Source organism: Micromonospora sp. NPDC003816, assembly GCF_042874705.1.
Lineage (GTDB): Bacteria > Actinomycetota > Actinomycetes > Mycobacteriales > Micromonosporaceae > Micromonospora.
On sequence record NZ_JBIANP010000003.1, the window covers coordinates 1,035,892 to 1,052,583 of the forward strand.

The 16,692-nt window shown below is 71.1% G+C and carries 16 protein-coding genes; 15 read left to right on the forward strand and 1 reads right to left on the reverse strand.

The genetic code is table 11. The features are described 5' to 3' along the window. Nucleotides 1-455 precede the first annotated feature (455 nt). Both efp and nusB read left to right on the forward strand, forming a co-directional pair. Nucleotides 456-1,016 (forward strand): elongation factor P, encoded by a 561-nt coding sequence (efp, locus tag ACFYTT_RS15550; RefSeq protein ID WP_131053401.1) that lies wholly within the window; start codon nucleotides 456-458, stop codon nucleotides 1,014-1,016. A gap of 23 nt (nucleotides 1,017-1,039) precedes the next feature. Further along, nucleotides 1,040-1,450 carry a transcription antitermination factor NusB gene (nusB, locus tag ACFYTT_RS15555; RefSeq protein ID WP_176093304.1) on the forward strand — a complete coding sequence of 137 codons (411 nt, stop codon included), beginning with the start codon at nucleotides 1,040-1,042 and terminating at the stop codon, nucleotides 1,448-1,450. Between the two features lie 116 nt (nucleotides 1,451-1,566). On the opposite strand, the gene ACFYTT_RS15560 is transcribed toward nusB, so the two are convergent. Further along, on the reverse strand, nucleotides 1,567-2,055 hold the full coding sequence (locus tag ACFYTT_RS15560) for a transcriptional regulator (RefSeq protein WP_117229180.1): 489 nt from the start codon (nucleotides 2,053-2,055) through the stop codon (nucleotides 1,567-1,569). 314 nt (nucleotides 2,056-2,369) lie between these two features. Here ACFYTT_RS15560 and pyrR point away from each other — a divergent pair, with 314 nt between their 5' ends. From pyrR to ACFYTT_RS15625, 13 genes are all read left to right on the forward strand, one after another. After that, on the forward strand, nucleotides 2,370-2,957 hold the full coding sequence (pyrR, locus tag ACFYTT_RS15565) for a bifunctional pyr operon transcriptional regulator/uracil phosphoribosyltransferase PyrR (RefSeq protein WP_387259683.1): 588 nt from the start codon (nucleotides 2,370-2,372) through the stop codon (nucleotides 2,955-2,957). Nucleotides 2,958-3,012: 55 nt separating this feature from the next. Next, nucleotides 3,013-3,939, forward strand: coding sequence for an aspartate carbamoyltransferase catalytic subunit (locus ACFYTT_RS15570; RefSeq protein ID WP_131053398.1), 927 nt, complete (start codon nucleotides 3,013-3,015; stop codon nucleotides 3,937-3,939). Further along, nucleotides 3,936-5,267, forward strand: coding sequence for a dihydroorotase (locus ACFYTT_RS15575; RefSeq protein ID WP_387259686.1), 1,332 nt, complete (start codon nucleotides 3,936-3,938; stop codon nucleotides 5,265-5,267). The genes ACFYTT_RS15570 and ACFYTT_RS15575 overlap by 4 nt, the downstream gene beginning before the upstream one ends. After that, on the forward strand, nucleotides 5,264-6,427 hold the full coding sequence (carA, locus tag ACFYTT_RS15580) for a glutamine-hydrolyzing carbamoyl-phosphate synthase small subunit (protein WP_387259689.1): 1,164 nt from the start codon (nucleotides 5,264-5,266) through the stop codon (nucleotides 6,425-6,427). The genes ACFYTT_RS15575 and carA overlap by 4 nt, the downstream gene beginning before the upstream one ends. Beyond that, on the forward strand, nucleotides 6,420-9,791 hold the full coding sequence (gene carB, locus ACFYTT_RS15585) for a carbamoyl-phosphate synthase large subunit (RefSeq protein WP_387259692.1): 3,372 nt from the start codon (nucleotides 6,420-6,422) through the stop codon (nucleotides 9,789-9,791). The genes carA and carB overlap by 8 nt, the downstream gene beginning before the upstream one ends. Continuing rightward, nucleotides 9,788-10,828, forward strand: a complete 1,041-nt coding sequence (locus ACFYTT_RS15590) for a quinone-dependent dihydroorotate dehydrogenase (RefSeq protein WP_176093305.1) — start codon at nucleotides 9,788-9,790, stop codon at nucleotides 10,826-10,828. The genes carB and ACFYTT_RS15590 overlap by 4 nt, the downstream gene beginning before the upstream one ends. A gap of 460 nt (nucleotides 10,829-11,288) precedes the next feature. Then, nucleotides 11,289-12,563, forward strand: a complete 1,275-nt coding sequence (locus ACFYTT_RS15595) for an adenosylmethionine--8-amino-7-oxononanoate transaminase (protein ID WP_131055413.1) — start codon at nucleotides 11,289-11,291, stop codon at nucleotides 12,561-12,563. 75 nt (nucleotides 12,564-12,638) lie between these two features. Beyond that, the gene (gene pyrF, locus ACFYTT_RS15600) at nucleotides 12,639-13,475 is read left to right on the forward strand and encodes an orotidine-5'-phosphate decarboxylase (protein WP_131055411.1); all 837 of its coding nucleotides are present in this window, start codon (nucleotides 12,639-12,641) and stop codon (nucleotides 13,473-13,475) included. A gap of 171 nt (nucleotides 13,476-13,646) precedes the next feature. Then, a complete protein-coding gene (gene mihF, locus ACFYTT_RS15605) occupies nucleotides 13,647-13,964 on the forward strand; it encodes an integration host factor, actinobacterial type (protein ID WP_117229171.1) in 318 nt (105 codons plus the stop codon). Nucleotides 13,965-13,989: 25 nt separating this feature from the next. After that, on the forward strand, nucleotides 13,990-14,523 hold the full coding sequence (locus tag ACFYTT_RS15610; RefSeq protein ID WP_387259696.1) for a guanylate kinase: 534 nt from the start codon (nucleotides 13,990-13,992) through the stop codon (nucleotides 14,521-14,523). Between the two features lie 52 nt (nucleotides 14,524-14,575). Then, nucleotides 14,576-14,839: a DNA-directed RNA polymerase subunit omega gene (gene rpoZ / locus ACFYTT_RS15615; RefSeq protein WP_007075826.1), complete on the forward strand. Its 264-nt coding sequence runs from the start codon at nucleotides 14,576-14,578 to the stop codon at nucleotides 14,837-14,839. Nucleotides 14,840-14,852: 13 nt separating this feature from the next. Continuing rightward, nucleotides 14,853-16,064 (forward strand): bifunctional phosphopantothenoylcysteine decarboxylase/phosphopantothenate--cysteine ligase CoaBC, encoded by a 1,212-nt coding sequence (coaBC, locus tag ACFYTT_RS15620; RefSeq protein WP_387259698.1) that lies wholly within the window; start codon nucleotides 14,853-14,855, stop codon nucleotides 16,062-16,064. 86 nt (nucleotides 16,065-16,150) lie between these two features. Beyond that, nucleotides 16,151-16,692 (forward strand): S-adenosylmethionine synthetase N-terminal domain-containing protein (locus ACFYTT_RS15625; protein ID WP_387259701.1); only part of this gene is annotated, 542 nt, incomplete at its 3' end.

Here is a 16,692-nt window from a genome sequence, read left to right on the forward strand (position 1 = left end):
ACCCGGCGCGTGGCCGAGATTGATACCCGCTTCGGCGCTGAGGCGTGACGGTAGCCGGGAGTGACGGTCGCGCTGAGTGATTGCCCGGAGCGGCGGTCGTGGTGGTCCCGCTGGCCTTTGCTCTGCTTCAACCCACGCAATAGCTGCTGAACAGGGGCGATGTGGGGCGCGGTCTCCGCTGTCCGGGTTCGATCAACGCGGACGGTGACCGTTGCGTGGGTTGAAGCAGAGCAAAGGCGGCGTGGGGGTGATCCGGGGGAACGGCGACGCTACCGGCCGTGACGATCGAATGGGTGCGGTGGTCCTCCGGGCCCTGCCCGATCGCCCCGACTGGCGGGACCGGGTGGCCGCCGGATCGGGGGTCGCGGGGTGAGCGGGACGGCGGCGGGCAGCGGGTCGGGCGGCGGCGAGTAGACTTGTCAGGTCTGTCCGCCAGCTGATGATCAAGGCAGGAAATGGCCACCACCAACGACCTGAAGAACGGCCTGGTACTCAACCTCGACGGGGAGCTCTGGGCCGTCGTCGAGTTCCAGCACGTCAAGCCCGGTAAGGGTGGTGCGTTCGTGCGTACCACGCTGAAGAACGTGCTCTCCGGCAAGGTCGTCGACAAGACCTTCAACGCGGGCACCAAGGTCGAGACCGCGACCGTGGACAAGCGCACCATGCAGTACCTCTACGCCGACGGCGAGGACTTCGTCTTCATGGACATGGAGACGTTCGACCAGATCACGGTGCCCGGCGGGACGGTCGGCGAGGCCGCCAACTATCTGCTGCCCGAGGCCGAGGCGATCGTGGCCACGCACGAGGGCGTCCCGCTGTACATCGAGCTGTCGACCTCGGTCGTGCTCGAGGTCACCTACACCGAGCCCGGCCTGCAGGGTGACCGTTCGACCGGCGGCAACAAGCCGGCGACCGTCGAGACCGGCGCGACCGTGAACGTGCCGCTCTTCATCACCACCGGCGAGAAGATCAAGGTCGACACCCGCGACGGTCGTTACCTCGGCCGCGCCTCCTGATGGCCGAGGGTCCCAAACAGCAGATGCCGGCGCGCCGCAAGGCGCGCAAGCGGGCGCTGGACGTGCTCTTCGAGGCCGACCTGCGTGATCGTCCACCGGTGGAGGTGCTCGCCGGTTACATCGAGCGGCTCGACAAGCCGCATCCCGAACACCTCGGGTACGCGGTCGGCCTGGTCGAGGGCGTGGCCGGGAACCTGGACCGGATCGACGAGCTGATCGCCAGTTACGCCGAGGGCTGGACGCTGGACCGGATGCCGACGGTCGACCGGAACCTGGCCCGGATCGCGGTCTACGAGCTGCTCTACATCGACGAGATCGACGACGCGGTGGCGATCAGTGAGGCGGTGGAGTTGGCCCGACAGATGTCGACGGACGACTCGCCACGCTTCCTCAACGGTCTGCTCGGCCGGATCGCCGAGTACGCGACCCGCTGAACGCTCCCGCCGACGGGCCGGACGCACCAGGGCCGGCGCGACAACCGGTCCCGCGACAGCCGGACCTACGACAAAGGGGCCCATGCCGGATGGCAGGGCCCCTTTGTCGTCAGGGGTCAGGAGGCGAAGAACGCCCGCGGGTCGGCGACGAGCACACCGTGCTCGGTCAGGCGCTCGATCAGGCCGGACGGGGAGGCGTCGTAGACGATGGCGAGGGCGCGCAGGTCGTCGGCGCGGATCGACAGCACCCGACCGTTGTAGTCGCCCCGCTGCTGCTGGATGGCGCGGGCGTACCGGGCGACGTAGGCGAGCTCCTCGCTGGCCTCGTCGTAGAGCCGCTCCAGGTCCAGCACGATCTTGCTGGTGGGCTCGTGCCGCACTCCGCTGCCGTCGGGCAGCAACTCCGATACGGGAACGCGGTAGAACTCGGCCAACTCGGCCAGACGGGACACGGTGACGGCACGGTCGCCGCGCTCGTACGAGCCGACCACCACCGCCTTCCAGCGCCCGTTCGACTTCTCCTCCACGCCCTGCAGGGACAGGCCCTGCTGCTGGCGGATGGAGCGCAGGCGGGCGCCCAGAGACTTGGCGTATTCAGAGGGCATTCGGACACTCCCAGTGCTGCTCGGGGTTCTCCCAGCGATCGCTACGGAGCGTGACGGTACGGGGATTCGTACACCCGGTCAAGTGGTCGAGAGCCGCCGGTTGGAGGCTCCGGGTGAGTTGTCCCGTTCTGCCCGCTGAACCGATACGCGTACGGTCACGCCGTGCGTGGCCGGGACCACTCGCTCCCGAGGGTGGTCGCGGCGACGACCACTGGTAACGTGGCCGAAGCCCCTCCGCCGGCCGATCTTGACCGGTCCGGAGTACCCGACGTCCTTTAACGACCCGTCCCGTGAGGCGGGGAAGGAGGTCCGCCGTGGCCTACCCATCGGCTGCCCATTCGTCGCCGCCGCGACAACCCTCGGTGAAGGTGATCCTGACCAGCGCCGACGTGCAACGCGTCGTCGACCGGATCGCACACCAGATCCTCGAGAAGACCCAGGGCGCCGGCGACACCGTGTTGTTGGGCATCCCGACCCGTGGCGCCCCGCTCGCCCGGCGCCTCGCCGCGCGGATCAGCGCCTTCGAGGACGTCTCCGTGCCGGTCGGCGTGCTGGACATCACGCTCTACCGCGACGACCTGCGCCGCAACGCCACCCGGGCGGTCGGTCCGACCCAGCTCCCGGCCGGCGGCATCGACGGCATGCGGGTGGTCCTCGTCGACGACGTGCTCTTCTCCGGCCGCACGGTCCGCGCCGCGCTGGACGCGCTCGGCGATCTCGGACGGCCCTCCTCGGTGCAACTCGCCGTGTTGGTCGACCGGGGCCACCGGCAGTTGCCGATCCGCGCCGACTACGTGGGCAAGAACATCCCGACGGCCCTCGCCGAGAGCGTCAAGGTCACGCTCGCCGAGACTGACGGTGCCGACGAGGTCCGTCTCTACGGGGAGGTGACCCTCTCGTGAGCGCGAGGAGTGCAGCGAAGCGGAGCCCCGCAGTCGCGAACGGAAGGCGGGCAAAGTGATCAGGCACCTGCTCTCCGGCGCCGACCTGGACGCCGAGACCGCGACCCAGATCCTGGACACCGCCGGGGAGATGTCCGCGGTGGCCGGGCGTGAGGTGAAGAAGCTGCCCGCGCTGCGCGGCCGGACGGTGGTGAACCTGTTCTACGAGGACTCCACCCGTACCCGGATCTCCTTCGAGGCGGCGGCGAAGCGGCTCAGCGCCGACGTGATCAACTTTTCCGCGAAGGGTTCCAGCGTCGCCAAGGGCGAGAGCCTGAAGGACACCGCGTTGACCCTCCAGGCGATGGGCGCCGACGCGGTGGTGGTCCGCCATCCTGCCTCCGGTGCCCCGCACCGCCTCGCCGACTGGGTCGACGGCTCGGTGGTCAACGCCGGTGACGGCACCCACGAGCACCCGACGCAGGCGCTGCTCGACGCGTACACGATGCGCTCCCGGCTGGGCCGCCTGGCCGGCCTGTCGGTCGCGGTGGTGGGCGACGTGCTGCACTCCCGGGTGGCCCGCTCGAACGTGCTGCTGCTGTCCACGCTCGGCGCGAAGGTGACCCTGGTCGGGCCGCCGACGCTCATTCCGCGCGACATCGTCGCCGCCCTCGCTCCCGGCACGGACGTCTGCTACGACCTGGACGCGGTGCTGCCGTCGTCGGACGTGGTGATGATGCTGCGGGTGCAGCGGGAGCGGATGGGCGACTCCTACTTTCCGTCCGCCCGCGAGTATGCCCGCCGCTACGGCCTGGACGGCCCGCGGATGCGCCGGCTTCCGGAGCACGCGATCGTCATGCACCCCGGTCCGATGAACCGGGGCATGGAGATCACGCCGGAGGTCGCCGACTCGCCCCGCTCCACCATCGTCGAACAGGTCGCCAACGGGGTCTCCGTGCGGATGGCCGTCCTCTACCTGCTGCTCGGGGGGAACAACCGGTGAACTCGTACCTGATCAGGAACGTCAGCGTGCTCGGTGCCGCACCGACCGACCTGCTGATCCGCGACGGCGTGGTCGCCGAGGCCGGCGCGGGGCTCTCCGCGCCGGACGCGACCGTGGTCGAGGCCGCCGGGCTGGTCGCCCTGCCGGGCCTGGTCGACCTGCACACGCACCTGCGCGAGCCGGGCCGGGAGGACGCCGAGACGGTCGAGACGGGGTCGCGGTCGGCGGCGCTGGGCGGGTACACGGCGGTCTGCGCGATGGCGAACACCTCGCCGGTGGCGGACACCGCCGGGGTGGTCGAGCAGGTGTGGCGGCTCGGTCGGGAGGCCGGGCTGGTCGACGTGCAGCCGATCGGCGCGGTCACCGTCGGGCTGGCCGGTGAGCGCCTCGCCGAGCTGGGCGCGATGGCCGACTCCGCCGCCCGGGTGCGGATCTTCTCCGACGACGGGCACTGCGTCGCCGACCCCCGGCTGATGCGCCGCGCGCTGGAGTACGTCAAGGCGTTCGACGGCATCATCGCCCAGCACGCCGAGGAGCCCCGGCTCACCGAGGGCGCGCAGATGCACGAGGGCGAGGTCTCCACGCGGCTGGGCCTGACCGGCTGGCCGGCGGTGGCCGAGGAGGCCATCATCGCCCGGGACGTGCTGCTGGCCGAGCACGTCGGCAGCCGACTGCACGTCTGCCACGTCTCCACCGCCGGCAGCGTCGAGGTGCTGCGCCAGGCGAAGGCCCGGGGGGTACGGGTCACCGCCGAGGTGACCCCGCACCACCTGCTGCTCACCGACACTCTCGTGAGCGGGAGGAGTGAGCTTGCGAGCCCCGAGGTCGCGGAGGGCTGGAGCCCGGCCGGGGCGTACGACCCGGTCTTCAAGGTGAACCCGCCGCTGCGGACCGCCACCGACATCGCCGCACTGCGGGCCGCCCTGGTCGACGGGGTGATCGACATCGTGGCCACCGACCACGCCCCGCACGCGGTGGAGGACAAGGAGTGCGAGTGGGCGTACGCCCGGCCCGGGATGCTCGGGCTGGAGACGGCGCTGTCGATCGCGCTCGACGTGCTCGGCCCGGAGTGGGACCTGATCGCCGAGCGGATGTCGCGTACGCCGGCGCGGATCGCCGGTCTGACCGAGCACGGGCACGACCCGGCGCCGGGCGTACCGGCCAACCTGACCCTGGTCGACCCGGAGGTCCGCCGGGTGATCGAGCCGGCCGAGATGGCCAGTCGTAGCCGCAACACCCCGTACGCCCGGATGACGCTGCCGGGTCGCATCGTGGCGACCTTCCTGCGTGGCGAGGCGACGGTCCTGGACGGAAAGGCAATCAAGTGAGTCGTAGGCGTCCCGCGATTCTCGTCCTGGAGGACGGTCGCACGTTCCACGGCGAGTCGTACGGCAGCGTCGGGGAGACCTTCGGCGAGGCGGTGTTCAACACCGGTATGACCGGTTACCAGGAGACGCTGACCGACCCGTCGTACCACCGTCAGGTCGTCGTGCAGACCGCCCCGCACATCGGCAACACCGGGGTCAACGGCTCCGACGACGAGTCACGACGCATCTGGGTGGCCGGGTACGTGGTGCGTGACCCGGCCCGGGCCAGCTCGAACTGGCGGGCCACCGGTGGCCTGGAGGACCGGCTCGGCACCGAGGGCATCGTCGGCATCAGCGGGGTGGACACCCGGGCGTTGACCCGGCACCTGCGCGAGCGCGGCGCGATGCGGGTCGGTGTCTCCAGCGTCGAGGACGACCCGCGGGCGCTGCTGGCCCGGGTACGCGAGTCGCCGCAGATGCTCGGCGCGGACCTCTCCGCCGAGGTGACCACGGCGGAGCCGTACGTGGTGCGGGCCGAGGGCGAGCACCGGTTCACGGTGGCCGCGCTCGACCTGGGGATCAAGCGCAACGTGCCGCGTCGGCTCGCCGCCCGTGGGGTGACCACGCACGTCATGCCGGCGCACTCGTCCATTGAGGACCTGCTGGCGACCGGGGCGGACGCGGTCTTCTTCTCGCCCGGTCCGGGCGACCCGGCCACCGCCGACGGGCCGGTCGGGTTGGCCCGGGAGGTGCTGCGGCGGCGGATGCCGCTGTTCGGCATCTGCTTCGGCAGCCAGATCCTGGGGCGGGCGCTCGGCTTCGGCACCTACAAGCTCGGGTACGGCCACCGGGGCATCAACCAGCCGGTCATCGACCGGGTCACCGGCAAGGTGGAGGTGACCAGCCACAACCACGGCTTCGCGGTGGAGGTGCCCGGCGTGACGCCGGGTGCGGTGGTGCCGGACCAGGTGATCGAGACCGAGTTCGGCGGCGTGCAGGTGAGCCATCTCTGCCTCAACGACAACGTGGTCGAGGGGCTGCGGGCCCGGGACGTGCCCGCCTTCACCGTCCAGTACCACCCGGAAGCGGCAGCCGGTCCGCACGACGCGGACTATCTCTTCGACCGGTTCGCCGAGTTGATCGAGGGCCGGACCCACAGCGAGGGGCGTACGAATGCCTAAGCGGACCGATCTCAAGCACATCCTGGTGATCGGCTCCGGGCCGATCATCATCGGGCAGGCCTGCGAGTTCGACTACTCGGGCACCCAGGCCTGCCGGGTGCTGCGCAGCGAGGGGATCCGGGTCAGCCTGGTCAACTCGAACCCGGCGACCATCATGACCGACCCGGAGTTCGCCGACGCCACCTACGTCGAGCCGATCACTCCGGAGTTCGTGGAGCTGGTCATCGCCAAGGAGCGGCCGGACGCCGTGCTGCCCACGCTGGGCGGGCAGACCGCGCTGAACACCGCCGTGGCGCTGCACGAGGCCGGTGTGCTCGACAAGTACGGCGTCGAGCTGATCGGCGCGGACGTCGAGGCGATCCGTCGCGGTGAGGACCGGCAGCTGTTCAAGGACATCGTGGCCAAGGCCGGCGTACGCATCGGGATCGAGGACCCGGCCGGGCTGGTGCCGCGGTCGCGGGTCTGCCACTCGATGGACGAGGTCCGCGAGACGGCCGGGGAGTTGGGTCTGCCGGTGGTGATCCGGCCGTCGTTCACCATGGGCGGCCTCGGTTCGGGCATGGCGCACACCGACGCCGACCTGGAGCGCATCGCCGGTGCCGGGCTGGACGCCAGCCCGGTGCACGAGGTGCTGATCGAGGAGAGCGTGCTCGGTTGGAAGGAGTACGAGCTCGAACTGATGCGGGACCGCCACGACAACGTGGTGGTGGTCTGCTCGATCGAGAACGTCGACCCGATGGGCGTGCACACCGGCGACAGCGTGACCGTGGCGCCGGCCATGACGTTGACCGACCGGGAGTACCAGGACCTGCGTGACCTGGGCATCGCGGTGCTGCGTGAGGTCGGCGTGGACACCGGCGGCTGCAACATCCAGTTCGCCATCAACCCGGCCGACGGCCGGATCGTGGTCATCGAGATGAATCCCCGGGTGTCGCGTTCCTCGGCGCTGGCCTCGAAGGCGACCGGGTTCCCGATCGCGAAGATCGCCGCGAAGCTGGCCATCGGCTACACCCTGGACGAGATCCCCAACGACATCACCCTCAAGACGCCGGCGGCCTTCGAGCCGTCGCTCGACTACGTGGTGGTGAAGATCCCCCGGTTCGCGTTCGAGAAGTTCCCCGGCGCGGACCCGGAGCTGACCACCACGATGAAGTCCGTCGGCGAGGCGATGAGCCTCGGGCGCAACTTCACCGAGGCGCTGAACAAGGCGATGCGTTCGCTGGAGACCAAGGCGACGGGTTTCTGGACCCTGCCCGACCCGGCGGACGCGACCAAGGAGAACACCCTCGCCGCGTTGGGCGTACCGCACGACGGCCGGCTCTACACGGTGGAGCGGGCGCTGCGGTTGGGCGCCTCGATCGCCGAGGTCAGCGCCGCCTCCGGCGGGATCGACCCGTGGTTCCTGGACCAGATCGCCGGGTTGGTGGAGCTGCGTGCCGAGATCGTGGCCGCGCCGGTGCTCGACGCCGGACTGCTGCGCCGGGCCAAGCGGGCCGGGCTCTCCGACCGGCAGCTGGCCGTGCTGCGTCCGGAGCTGGCCGCCGAGGACGGGGTACGCACGCTGCGGCACCGGCTGGACGTCCGGCCGGTCTACAAGACGGTGGACACCTGCGCCGCCGAGTTCGAGGCGAGCACTCCTTACCACTACTCCTCGTACGACTCCGAGACCGAGGTGGTCGGCTCGGCGCGGCCGAAGGTGCTGATCCTCGGTTCCGGGCCGAACCGCATCGGGCAGGGCATCGAGTTCGACTACTCCTGCGTGCACGCGGTCCAGGCGTTGCGGGAGGCGCCGGCCGGTCCGGCCGGTGCCGGCGGGTTCGAGACCGTCATGATCAACTGCAACCCGGAGACGGTCTCCACCGACTACGACACCGCCGACCGGCTCTACTTCGAGCCGCTCACGTTCGAGGACGTGCTGGAGGTCTGGCACGCCGAGGACACCTCCGGTCGCGAGGCCGGCGGGCCGGGCGTGATCGGCGTGATCGTGCAGCTCGGCGGGCAGACGCCGCTCGGGCTGGCGCAGCGGCTCAAGGACGCCGGGGTGCCGGTGGTGGGCACCTCCCCGGAGTCGATCCACCTGGCGGAGGAACGCGGCGCGTTCGGGTCGCTACTGGCCCGGGCCGGGCTGCGGGCGCCCGCACACGGCACCGCCACCTCGTACGAGGAGGCGAAGGGGATCGCCGACGAGATCGGCTACCCGGTGCTGGTCCGCCCCTCGTACGTGCTCGGCGGGCGGGGCATGGAGATCGTCTACGACGACGTGACGCTGCGCGACTACATCGGGCGGGCCACCGACATCTCGCCGGACCATCCGGTGCTGGTGGACCGGTTCCTGGACGACGCCATCGAGATCGACGTGGACGCGCTCTGCGACGCCGACGGCGAGGTCTACCTCGGCGGGATCATGGAGCACATCGAGGAGGCCGGCATCCACTCCGGCGACTCCTCGTGCGCGCTGCCGCCGATCACCCTGGCCAGTTCCCACGTGGCCCAGGTGCGCGGGTACACCGAGGCGATCGCCCGGGGCATCGGCGTACGCGGCCTGCTCAACGTGCAGTACGCGCTGAAGGACGACGCGCTGTACGTGCTGGAGGCCAACCCGCGTGCCTCGCGGACCGTGCCGTTCGTCTCCAAGGCCACGGCGGTGCCGCTGGCCAAGGCGGCGGCCCGGATCGCGCTCGGCGCCACCGTCGCGGAGCTGCGCGCCGAGGGGATGCTTCCGGCGACCGGGGACGGTGGCTCGCTGCCGCCGGACGCCCCGATCGCGGTGAAGGAGGCGGTGCTGCCGTTCAAGCGGTTCCGCACGCCGGCCGGCAAGGGGGTGGACTCGCTGCTCGGTCCGGAGATGAAGTCGACCGGCGAGGTGATGGGCATCGACACCGCCTTCGGGCACGCCTTCGCCAAGTCCCAGTCGGCCGCGTACGGCTCGCTGCCCACCCAGGGCAAGATCTTCGTGTCGGTGGCGAACCGCGACAAGCGCGGCATGATCTTCCCGGTGAAGCGCCTGGCCGACCTGGGCTTCGAGATCGTGGCGACCAGCGGCACCGCCGAGGTGCTGCGCCGCCACGGCATCGCCTGCGAGCTGGCGGCCAAGCACTACGAGGCCGGTGCCGACGACGACGCCGTCTCGCTGATCCGCTCCGGTCGGGTGGCGCTGGTGATCAACACTCCGCAGGGTTCCGGCGCGAGTGCCCGCTCCGACGGGTACGAGATCCGCAGCGCGGCGGTGACCGCGGACATCCCGTGCGTCACCACGGTGCCCGGTGCCGCCGCTGCGGTGATGGGCATCGAGGCCCTGATCCGGGGCGACATGCAGGTACGCCCGTTGCAGGACCTGCACGCCACTCTGCGGGCCAGCCGGTGATCTTCGAGCGGACGCTGCGGCGCGGGCTGTTCCGCATCGGTGGTGGTGACGCCGAGGCGGCGCACGAGTGGACGCTGCGCCGGTTGGCCGCCCTCTCCGGGCGGCCGGTCGCGCTGGCGGCACTGCGGGCCCGGTACGCCGTGCCCGCCCCCCGTACGGTCTTCGGGGTGCGGTTCCCCAACCCGGTCGGCCTGGCCGCCGGGATGGACAAGGACGGTGCCGCGCTGCCGGCCTGGCCGGCGCTCGGCTTCGGCTTCGTCGAGGTCGGCACGGTAACCGCGTACCCGCAGCCGGGCAACCCTCGGCCGAGGCTGTTCCGGCTGCCGGACAGCGAGGCCGTGATCAACCGGATGGGGTTCAACAACGCCGGGGCCGAGGCGCTGGCCGCCCGGCTCGCGGCGTTGCCCCGTCCGCTCGGCGTACCGCTGGGGATCTCGCTGGGCAAGTCGAAGGTGACGCCGCTGGACGAGGCGGTGGAGGACTACCGGGCGTCGTACCACGCGTTGCGCGGGCACGGCGACTACTTCGCGGTCAACGTCTCCTCGCCGAACACGCCGGGGTTGCGCGCGTTGCAGGACCGCGCCCACCTGGATGCGCTGCTGGCCGCGCTGGTGGGGGAGAAGCCGGTGCTGGTGAAGATCGCGCCGGACCTGACCGACGCGGCCATCGCCGAGCTGCTGGAGGTCTGCCTGGCCCGGGGCGCGGCCGGGGTGATCGCCACGAACACCACCCTCGGCCGCACCGGGCTCGCCCCGGCCGACGAGGCCCGGTCCGCCGAGACCGGGGGGCTCTCCGGCCGCCCGCTGGCCGACCGGGCCCGGCAGGTGGTGTCCTTCGTGCACACCGAGACCGGTGGCCGGCTGCCGATCATCGGAGTGGGCGGCATCGTGGACCCCGACGACGCCGCCCGGATGTTCGACGCGGGCGCCAGTCTGGTCCAGCTCTACACCGGCTTCATCTACCGGGGGCCGGCTCTGCCCCGCGCGGTCGCCCGCGCGGCGGCGGCTGCCCCGGCTCCGGCCACGACCGGGTCGTGAGCCGGATGAGGCGGCGGCGCCACCCCCGCTCCCGCCGGAGCGGACGGCCACGAACACCAGGCATCGCCGCCCCCACCACGCCGACCTCGGCATGCTCGCCTCACCCGGGGCCATCGCCTCTCCCCGAAGGCCCGCCTCTCCCCGGACACCGTCGTGCCTCCGCGCCCCGGAGTCCGTCCGCGCCCTGTCGGGGCCCGGCCGGTCGGCCGGTGGGGTGCTCCCGCGTGGCCTTTGCTCTGCTTCGACGGGCGCATCGGTGGGGTCCGGCCGGTCGGCCGGAGGAGTGCCTCCGCGCGGCCTTTGCTCTGCTTCAACCCACGCATCGGTTTCCGCCGAGAACCAGAGCGTGGGTTGAAGCAGAGCAAAGGGGCCACAGGGGAGTGCGGCGCGGGCGCGCGGACGGCGAGTCCCCGCTACCGGAGGCGGGAGTGGGCATGGGCAGCGTGGAGAGGGAGGGCGGATGACGCCGGAGGAGATCCTCACCGCCGACGCGGCGCACGTCTGGCACCCGTACGCGGCGCTGCCGCCGGCGGTGCCGCCGTACCTGGTGACGGAGGCCGAGGGCGTACGGCTGCGGCTGGCCGACGGCCGCACGCTCGTCGACGGCATGTCGTCCTGGTGGTCGGCGATCCACGGTTACCGGCATCCGGTGCTGGACGCGGCGGTGACCGACCAACTCGGCCGGATGAGCCACGTGATGTTCGGCGGGCTGACCCACGAACCGGCCGTGCGGTTGGCCCGGACCCTGGTCGAGTTGGCGCCGGAGGGGTTGGCGCACGTGTTCCTGGCCGACTCCGGGTCGGTCAGCGTCGAGGTCGCGGTGAAGATGTGCCTGCAGTACCAGCGGGCCGTCGGTCGGCCGGAGCGCCGCCGGCTGGGCACCTGGCGGGGCGGGTACCACGGCGACACGTTCCACCCGATGAGCGTCTGTGATCCCGAGGGCGGCATGCACCACCTCTGGGGCGACGTGCTGCCTCGGCAGGTGTTCGCGCCGGTGCCGCCCGGTGGCTTCGCGTCCGATCCCGACCCGGCGTACGAGGCGGCGCTGGTGGAGGCGGTGGAGCGGCACGCCCACGAACTGGCGGCGGTGATCGTCGAGCCGGTCGTCCAGGGGGCCGGTGGGATGCGTTTCCACCATCCGCACTACCTGCGGGTGCTGCGGGAGGTGACCCGGGCGCACGGGGTACTGCTGATCTTCGACGAGATCGCCACCGGCTTCGGTCGGACCGGGACGATGTTCGCCGCCGAGCACGCCGGGGTCAGCCCGGACGTGATGTGCGTCGGCAAGGCGCTCACCGGCGGCTACCTGACGCTGGCCGCCGCGCTCTGCACGGCGGAGGTGGCGCGGGGCATCCGGACCGGCGGGGTCCTGGCGCACGGCCCGACGTTCATGGGCAACCCGCTCGCCTGCGCGGTCGCCAACGCCTCGCTGGGACTGCTGCGGGCCGGTGACTGGGCCGGTGAGGTGGCGCGGCTCCAGCGCGGTCTGCATGACGGGCTGGAGCCGCTGCGCGGCGCACCGGGCGTGACGGACGTGCGGGTGCTCGGCGGGATCGGCGTCGTGCAGCTGGACCACGAGGTGGACGTCGCCGCCGCCACCGCCGCCGCGGTGGCCGAGGGCGTGTGGCTGCGGCCGTTCCGGGATCTGGTCTACACGATGCCGCCGTACGTCACCTCGGACGCCGATCTGGCACGGGTGGCGACCGGTGTCGCGGCAGCTATCAGGGCGGGCTGAGTAGATCGTCGCGGATCAGGGACACAGGTTGAGTAGACGAGCGCGACAGGTTGAGGACGAGAGGAAAGCTGGCTGATGGAGAGTTTCGGCACGCGGCTGCACCGGGCGGTCGACGAGCGGGGTCCGCTCTGCGTAGGCATCGATCCCCATCCGGAACTGCTGGCGAAGTGGGGGCTCGACGACGACGTCGACGGGTTGCGACGCTTCGCCCGGACCGTCGTGGACGCCCTCGGTGACCGGGTTGCGGTGGTCAAGCCCCAGTCGGCCTTCTTCGAGCGGTTCGGGTCTCAAGGGGTGGCGGTACTTGAGTCAACTATCCGACAGTTACGAGATTCCGGATCGCTCGTTCTGCTGGACGTCAAGCGCGGCGACATCGGTTCGACCGTCCGCGCGTACGCCTCGGCGTACCTGGACCCATCCAGTCCCATGTATGTCGACGCGGTGACCGCGAGCCCCTTCCTGGGGGTCGGCTCGCTCGCTCCGATGTTCGAGCTGGCCGTCGAGCACGGCGGCGGAGTCTTCGTCCTGGCGCTCACCTCCAACCCCGAGGGCGCCTCGGTCCAGCGTGCGCGTGGTGCCGACGGGCGCACCGTCGCGCAGACCGTGATCGACGAGATTTCCCAGCTCAACGCGGGTGCAGCCCCGCTCGGGAGCATCGGCCTGGTGGTCGGTGCGACGGTCGGCGAAACCGGCTGCGACCTCTCCGCGGTGAACGGTCCGCTGCTCGCACCCGGGCTCGGCGCACAGGGCGCCACGGCCGACGATCTACGGGTCGTCTTCGGTTCGGCCCTTACCTCCGTGCTGCCCTCGTACTCCCGGGAGGTGTTGGGAGCGGGCCCACGGCCGGAGGCGCTGCGGGCCGCGGCGGAGCGCGCCGTGGCGGACTGCCGGGCGGCCCTGGCGATGTCATGACTGACTGACGGCTCGGTCACTTTGCGGTGATCATCGCGTGCCCACGTTGCCGAAAGCTCCGTTGACCGCTAGTTTTCCCCGCGCTGGGAACCCCTTGGTTCACAGCGACACCACGTTTCACAGATGCGGCGGTGCGTCCCGCCCGTCGCGATAGGGACCTGAGGAGAACTGGTGCCGCTCCCGTCACTGACCCCTGAGCAGCGCGCAGCCGCGCTGGAGAAGGCTGCGGAGATCCGCAAAGCCCGTGCCGAGCTGAAGGAGCAGCTCAAGCAGGGCAAGACCACCCTCGGAGCCGTTCTTGCGCGCGCCGAGTCCGACGATGTCGTCGGCAAGCTGAAGGTGTCGGCCGTGCTGCAGGCGATGCCCGGAATCGGCAAGATCCGAGCCACCCAGATCATGGAGAAGCTCAAGATCGCCGACAGCCGTCGCCTGCGTGGCCTCGGCGAACAGCAGCGCAAGGCCCTGCTTGGGGAGTTCGCCGCCAACTGAGCACGGCTGCGTGTAGAAACAAGCAGTGAGCTTGGATGACGAGACGCGCCCGGCGGCTCGGCTCACTGTCCTGGCCGGCCCATCCGGCGCCGGTAGGGAGAGTGTCGTCGAGCTGGTCCGGGCGCGTTCTCCGTCTGTGTGGACGCCGCTCGCGGTCACCACCCGGCCCCGCCGGGAGGGCGAGCTGGAGGGCGTCCACCGGCACTTCCTCGCCCCGCGGGAGTTCGACCGCCGGGTGGCCCGCGGCGAACTGCTGGAATGGAGCCGCTACGGGACGTACCGGCGTGGCACGGAGCTGGCGCCGGTGCGTGACCGGCTCGCCGCCGGAGCGCCGGTGCTGCTGCCGCTCGACCTCGACGGGGCGCTGCTGGTCCGCGCGGTGGTACCCAACGCGCGACTCGTCCTACTCCATCCGCCCGGCCGCCGTCCGGGTACGGCCGTCCTGACGTCCTTCGACCGCAGCGTGTCGCACGACCGCACCGAGCGCGTGGTGGACGAGCTGGTAGGGTTGATCGGTTCTTCATTCCTGGCTTCGGCCCGGCCGCGTCCGCGCGGTTGAGCGCCGGCCCCGCGTGCCACGCGGTCCGTGCGAAAGACGCAGAGGTTAATCCGTGGGATCCATCGCCAACCCCGAAGGCATCACCAACCCGCCGATCGACGAGCTCCTGGAGAAGACGACGTCGAAGTACGCGCTGGTCATCTTCGCGGCCAAGCGCGCGCGTCAGGTCAACGCCTACTACAGCCAGCTCGGCGAGGGCCTGCTGGAGTACGTCGGCCCGCTGGTCGAGACGACCCCGCAGGAGAAGCCGCTCTCGATCGCGATGCGCGAGATCAACGCCGGCCTACTCACCGCCGAGCCGACCGACCAGCCGTAGGCTCCGCGCGTCGATGAGCGCCCGGATCATCCTCGGTGTCGGTGGCGGCATCGCCGCCTACAAGGCGTGCGAGGTGCTACGCCGGTTCACCGAGTCGGGCCACCAGGTCCGGGTCGTGCCGACCGCCGCCGCGTTGCGGTTCGTCGGCGCGCCGACCTGGGCGGCGCTCTCCGGTCAACCGGTCGCCGAGGACGTCTGGTCCGACGTGCACGAGGTGCCGCACGTCCGCCTCGGTCAGCAGGCCGACCTGGTGGTGGTCGCACCCGCCACCGCCGACCTGCTGGCCAAGGCCGCGCACGGCCTCGCCGACGACCTGCTCACCAACACCCTGCTCACCGCCCGCTGCCCGGTGGTGCTGGCGCCGGCCATGCACACCGAGATGTGGGAGCACCCGGCCACCGTCGCCAACGTGGCGACGTTGCGGGCCCGGGGCGTACGCGTCATCGAACCGGCGGTGGGTCGGCTCACCGGTGCCGACACCGGCAAGGGCCGGTTGCCCGATCCGGCCGAGATCTTCGCGGTCGCCCGCCGCGCGCTCCGCCGGGGCGTCGACGCCCCCGCCGACCTGGCCGGCCAGCACGTCCTCGTCACCGCCGGCGGCACCCGTGAACCGCTGGACCCGGTGCGCTTCCTCGGTAACCGGTCCTCCGGCAAGCAGGGCTACGCGTTCGCCCGGGCGGCGGTCGCCCGAGGTGCCCGGGTCACGCTGATCTCGGCGAACGTCGAGCTACCCGACCCGGCCGGAGCGGACATCGTCCGCGTCGGCACCACCGGCGAGTTGCGTGACGCCACGCTCGCGGCCGCCGTCGACGCCGACGCGGTGGTGATGGCGGCGGCTCCGGCCGATTTCCGTCCCGCGACGTACGCGCCTGGCAAAATCAAGAAGTCGGACGACGGCACCGCGCCCAGCATCGCGCTCGTGACCAACCCGGACATCGCCGCCGAGTTGGGCCGGAGCCGCCGACCGGAGCAGCTGCTGGTGGTGTTCGCTGCGGAGACCGGCGACGCCGAGGCCAACGGACGGGCCAAGCTCGCCCGTAAGCGGGCCGACCTCATCGTGATCAACGAGGTCGGGCCGGACAAGGTCTTCGGTGCCGAGACCAACGCGGCCACCGTCATCGGTGCGGACGGTTCGGTCACCCGGATGCCTGAACAGTCCAAGGAGGACCTCGCCGACGAGGTGTGGGACCTGGTGGTCTCCCGGCTCGCCGACGGCCCCTCCTGACCACGATCCACATGTTGACCATCGACCGGCGCTCGGCGGTGAGTGACTAGACTGCCGCGGAACGACGTCCACAACTTAGGAGTGCCGTGACACGCCGCCTCTTCACGTCCGAATCGGTCACGGAAGGCCACCCGGACAAGATCGCTGACCAGATCAGTGACGGTATTCTCGATGCCCTGCTCAGCCAGGATCCGCATAGCCGTGTGGCGGTGGAGACTCTGATCACGACTGGTCAGGTGCATGTGGCGGGTGAGGTGACGACGAAGGCGTATGCCGATATTCCGTCGATCGTGCGGGAGACGATTCTGGGGATCGGGTATGACTCGTCGAAGAAGGGTTTCGATGGGGCGTCGTGTGGGGTGAGTGTGTCGATTGGGGCGCAGTCGCCGGATATTGCGCAGGGTGTGGATAACGCCTTTGAGTTGCGGACGGGTTCGTCGGAGTCGGCGTTGGATGCGCAGGGTGCCGGTGATCAGGGGATGATGTTTGGTTTTGCGTGTTCGGAGACGCCGGAGTTGATGCCGTTGCCGATCGCGTTGGCGCATCGGTTGGCGCGTCGGTTGTCGGCGGTGCGGAAGGACGGGACGGTGCCGTATCTGCGTCCGGATGGTAAGACGCAGGTGACGAT

Excerpts from the sequence above, each read along its gene's own strand:
- efp (WP_131053401.1), top strand. The coding sequence starts at position 456 with ATGGCCACCACCAACGACCTGAAGAACGGCCTGGTACTCAACCTCGAC.
- nusB (WP_176093304.1), top strand. The coding sequence starts at position 1,040 with ATGCCGGCGCGCCGCAAGGCGCGCAAGCGGGCGCTGGACGTGCTCTTC.
- ACFYTT_RS15560 (WP_117229180.1), bottom strand. The coding sequence starts at position 2,055 with ATGCCCTCTGAATACGCCAAGTCTCTGGGCGCCCGCCTGCGCTCCATC.
- carB (WP_387259692.1), top strand. The coding sequence starts at position 6,420 with ATGCCTAAGCGGACCGATCTCAAGCACATCCTGGTGATCGGCTCCGGG.
- ACFYTT_RS15595 (WP_131055413.1), top strand. The coding sequence starts at position 11,289 with ATGACGCCGGAGGAGATCCTCACCGCCGACGCGGCGCACGTCTGGCAC.
- pyrF (WP_131055411.1), top strand. The coding sequence starts at position 12,639 with ATGGAGAGTTTCGGCACGCGGCTGCACCGGGCGGTCGACGAGCGGGGT.
- coaBC (WP_387259698.1), top strand. The coding sequence starts at position 14,853 with ATGAGCGCCCGGATCATCCTCGGTGTCGGTGGCGGCATCGCCGCCTAC.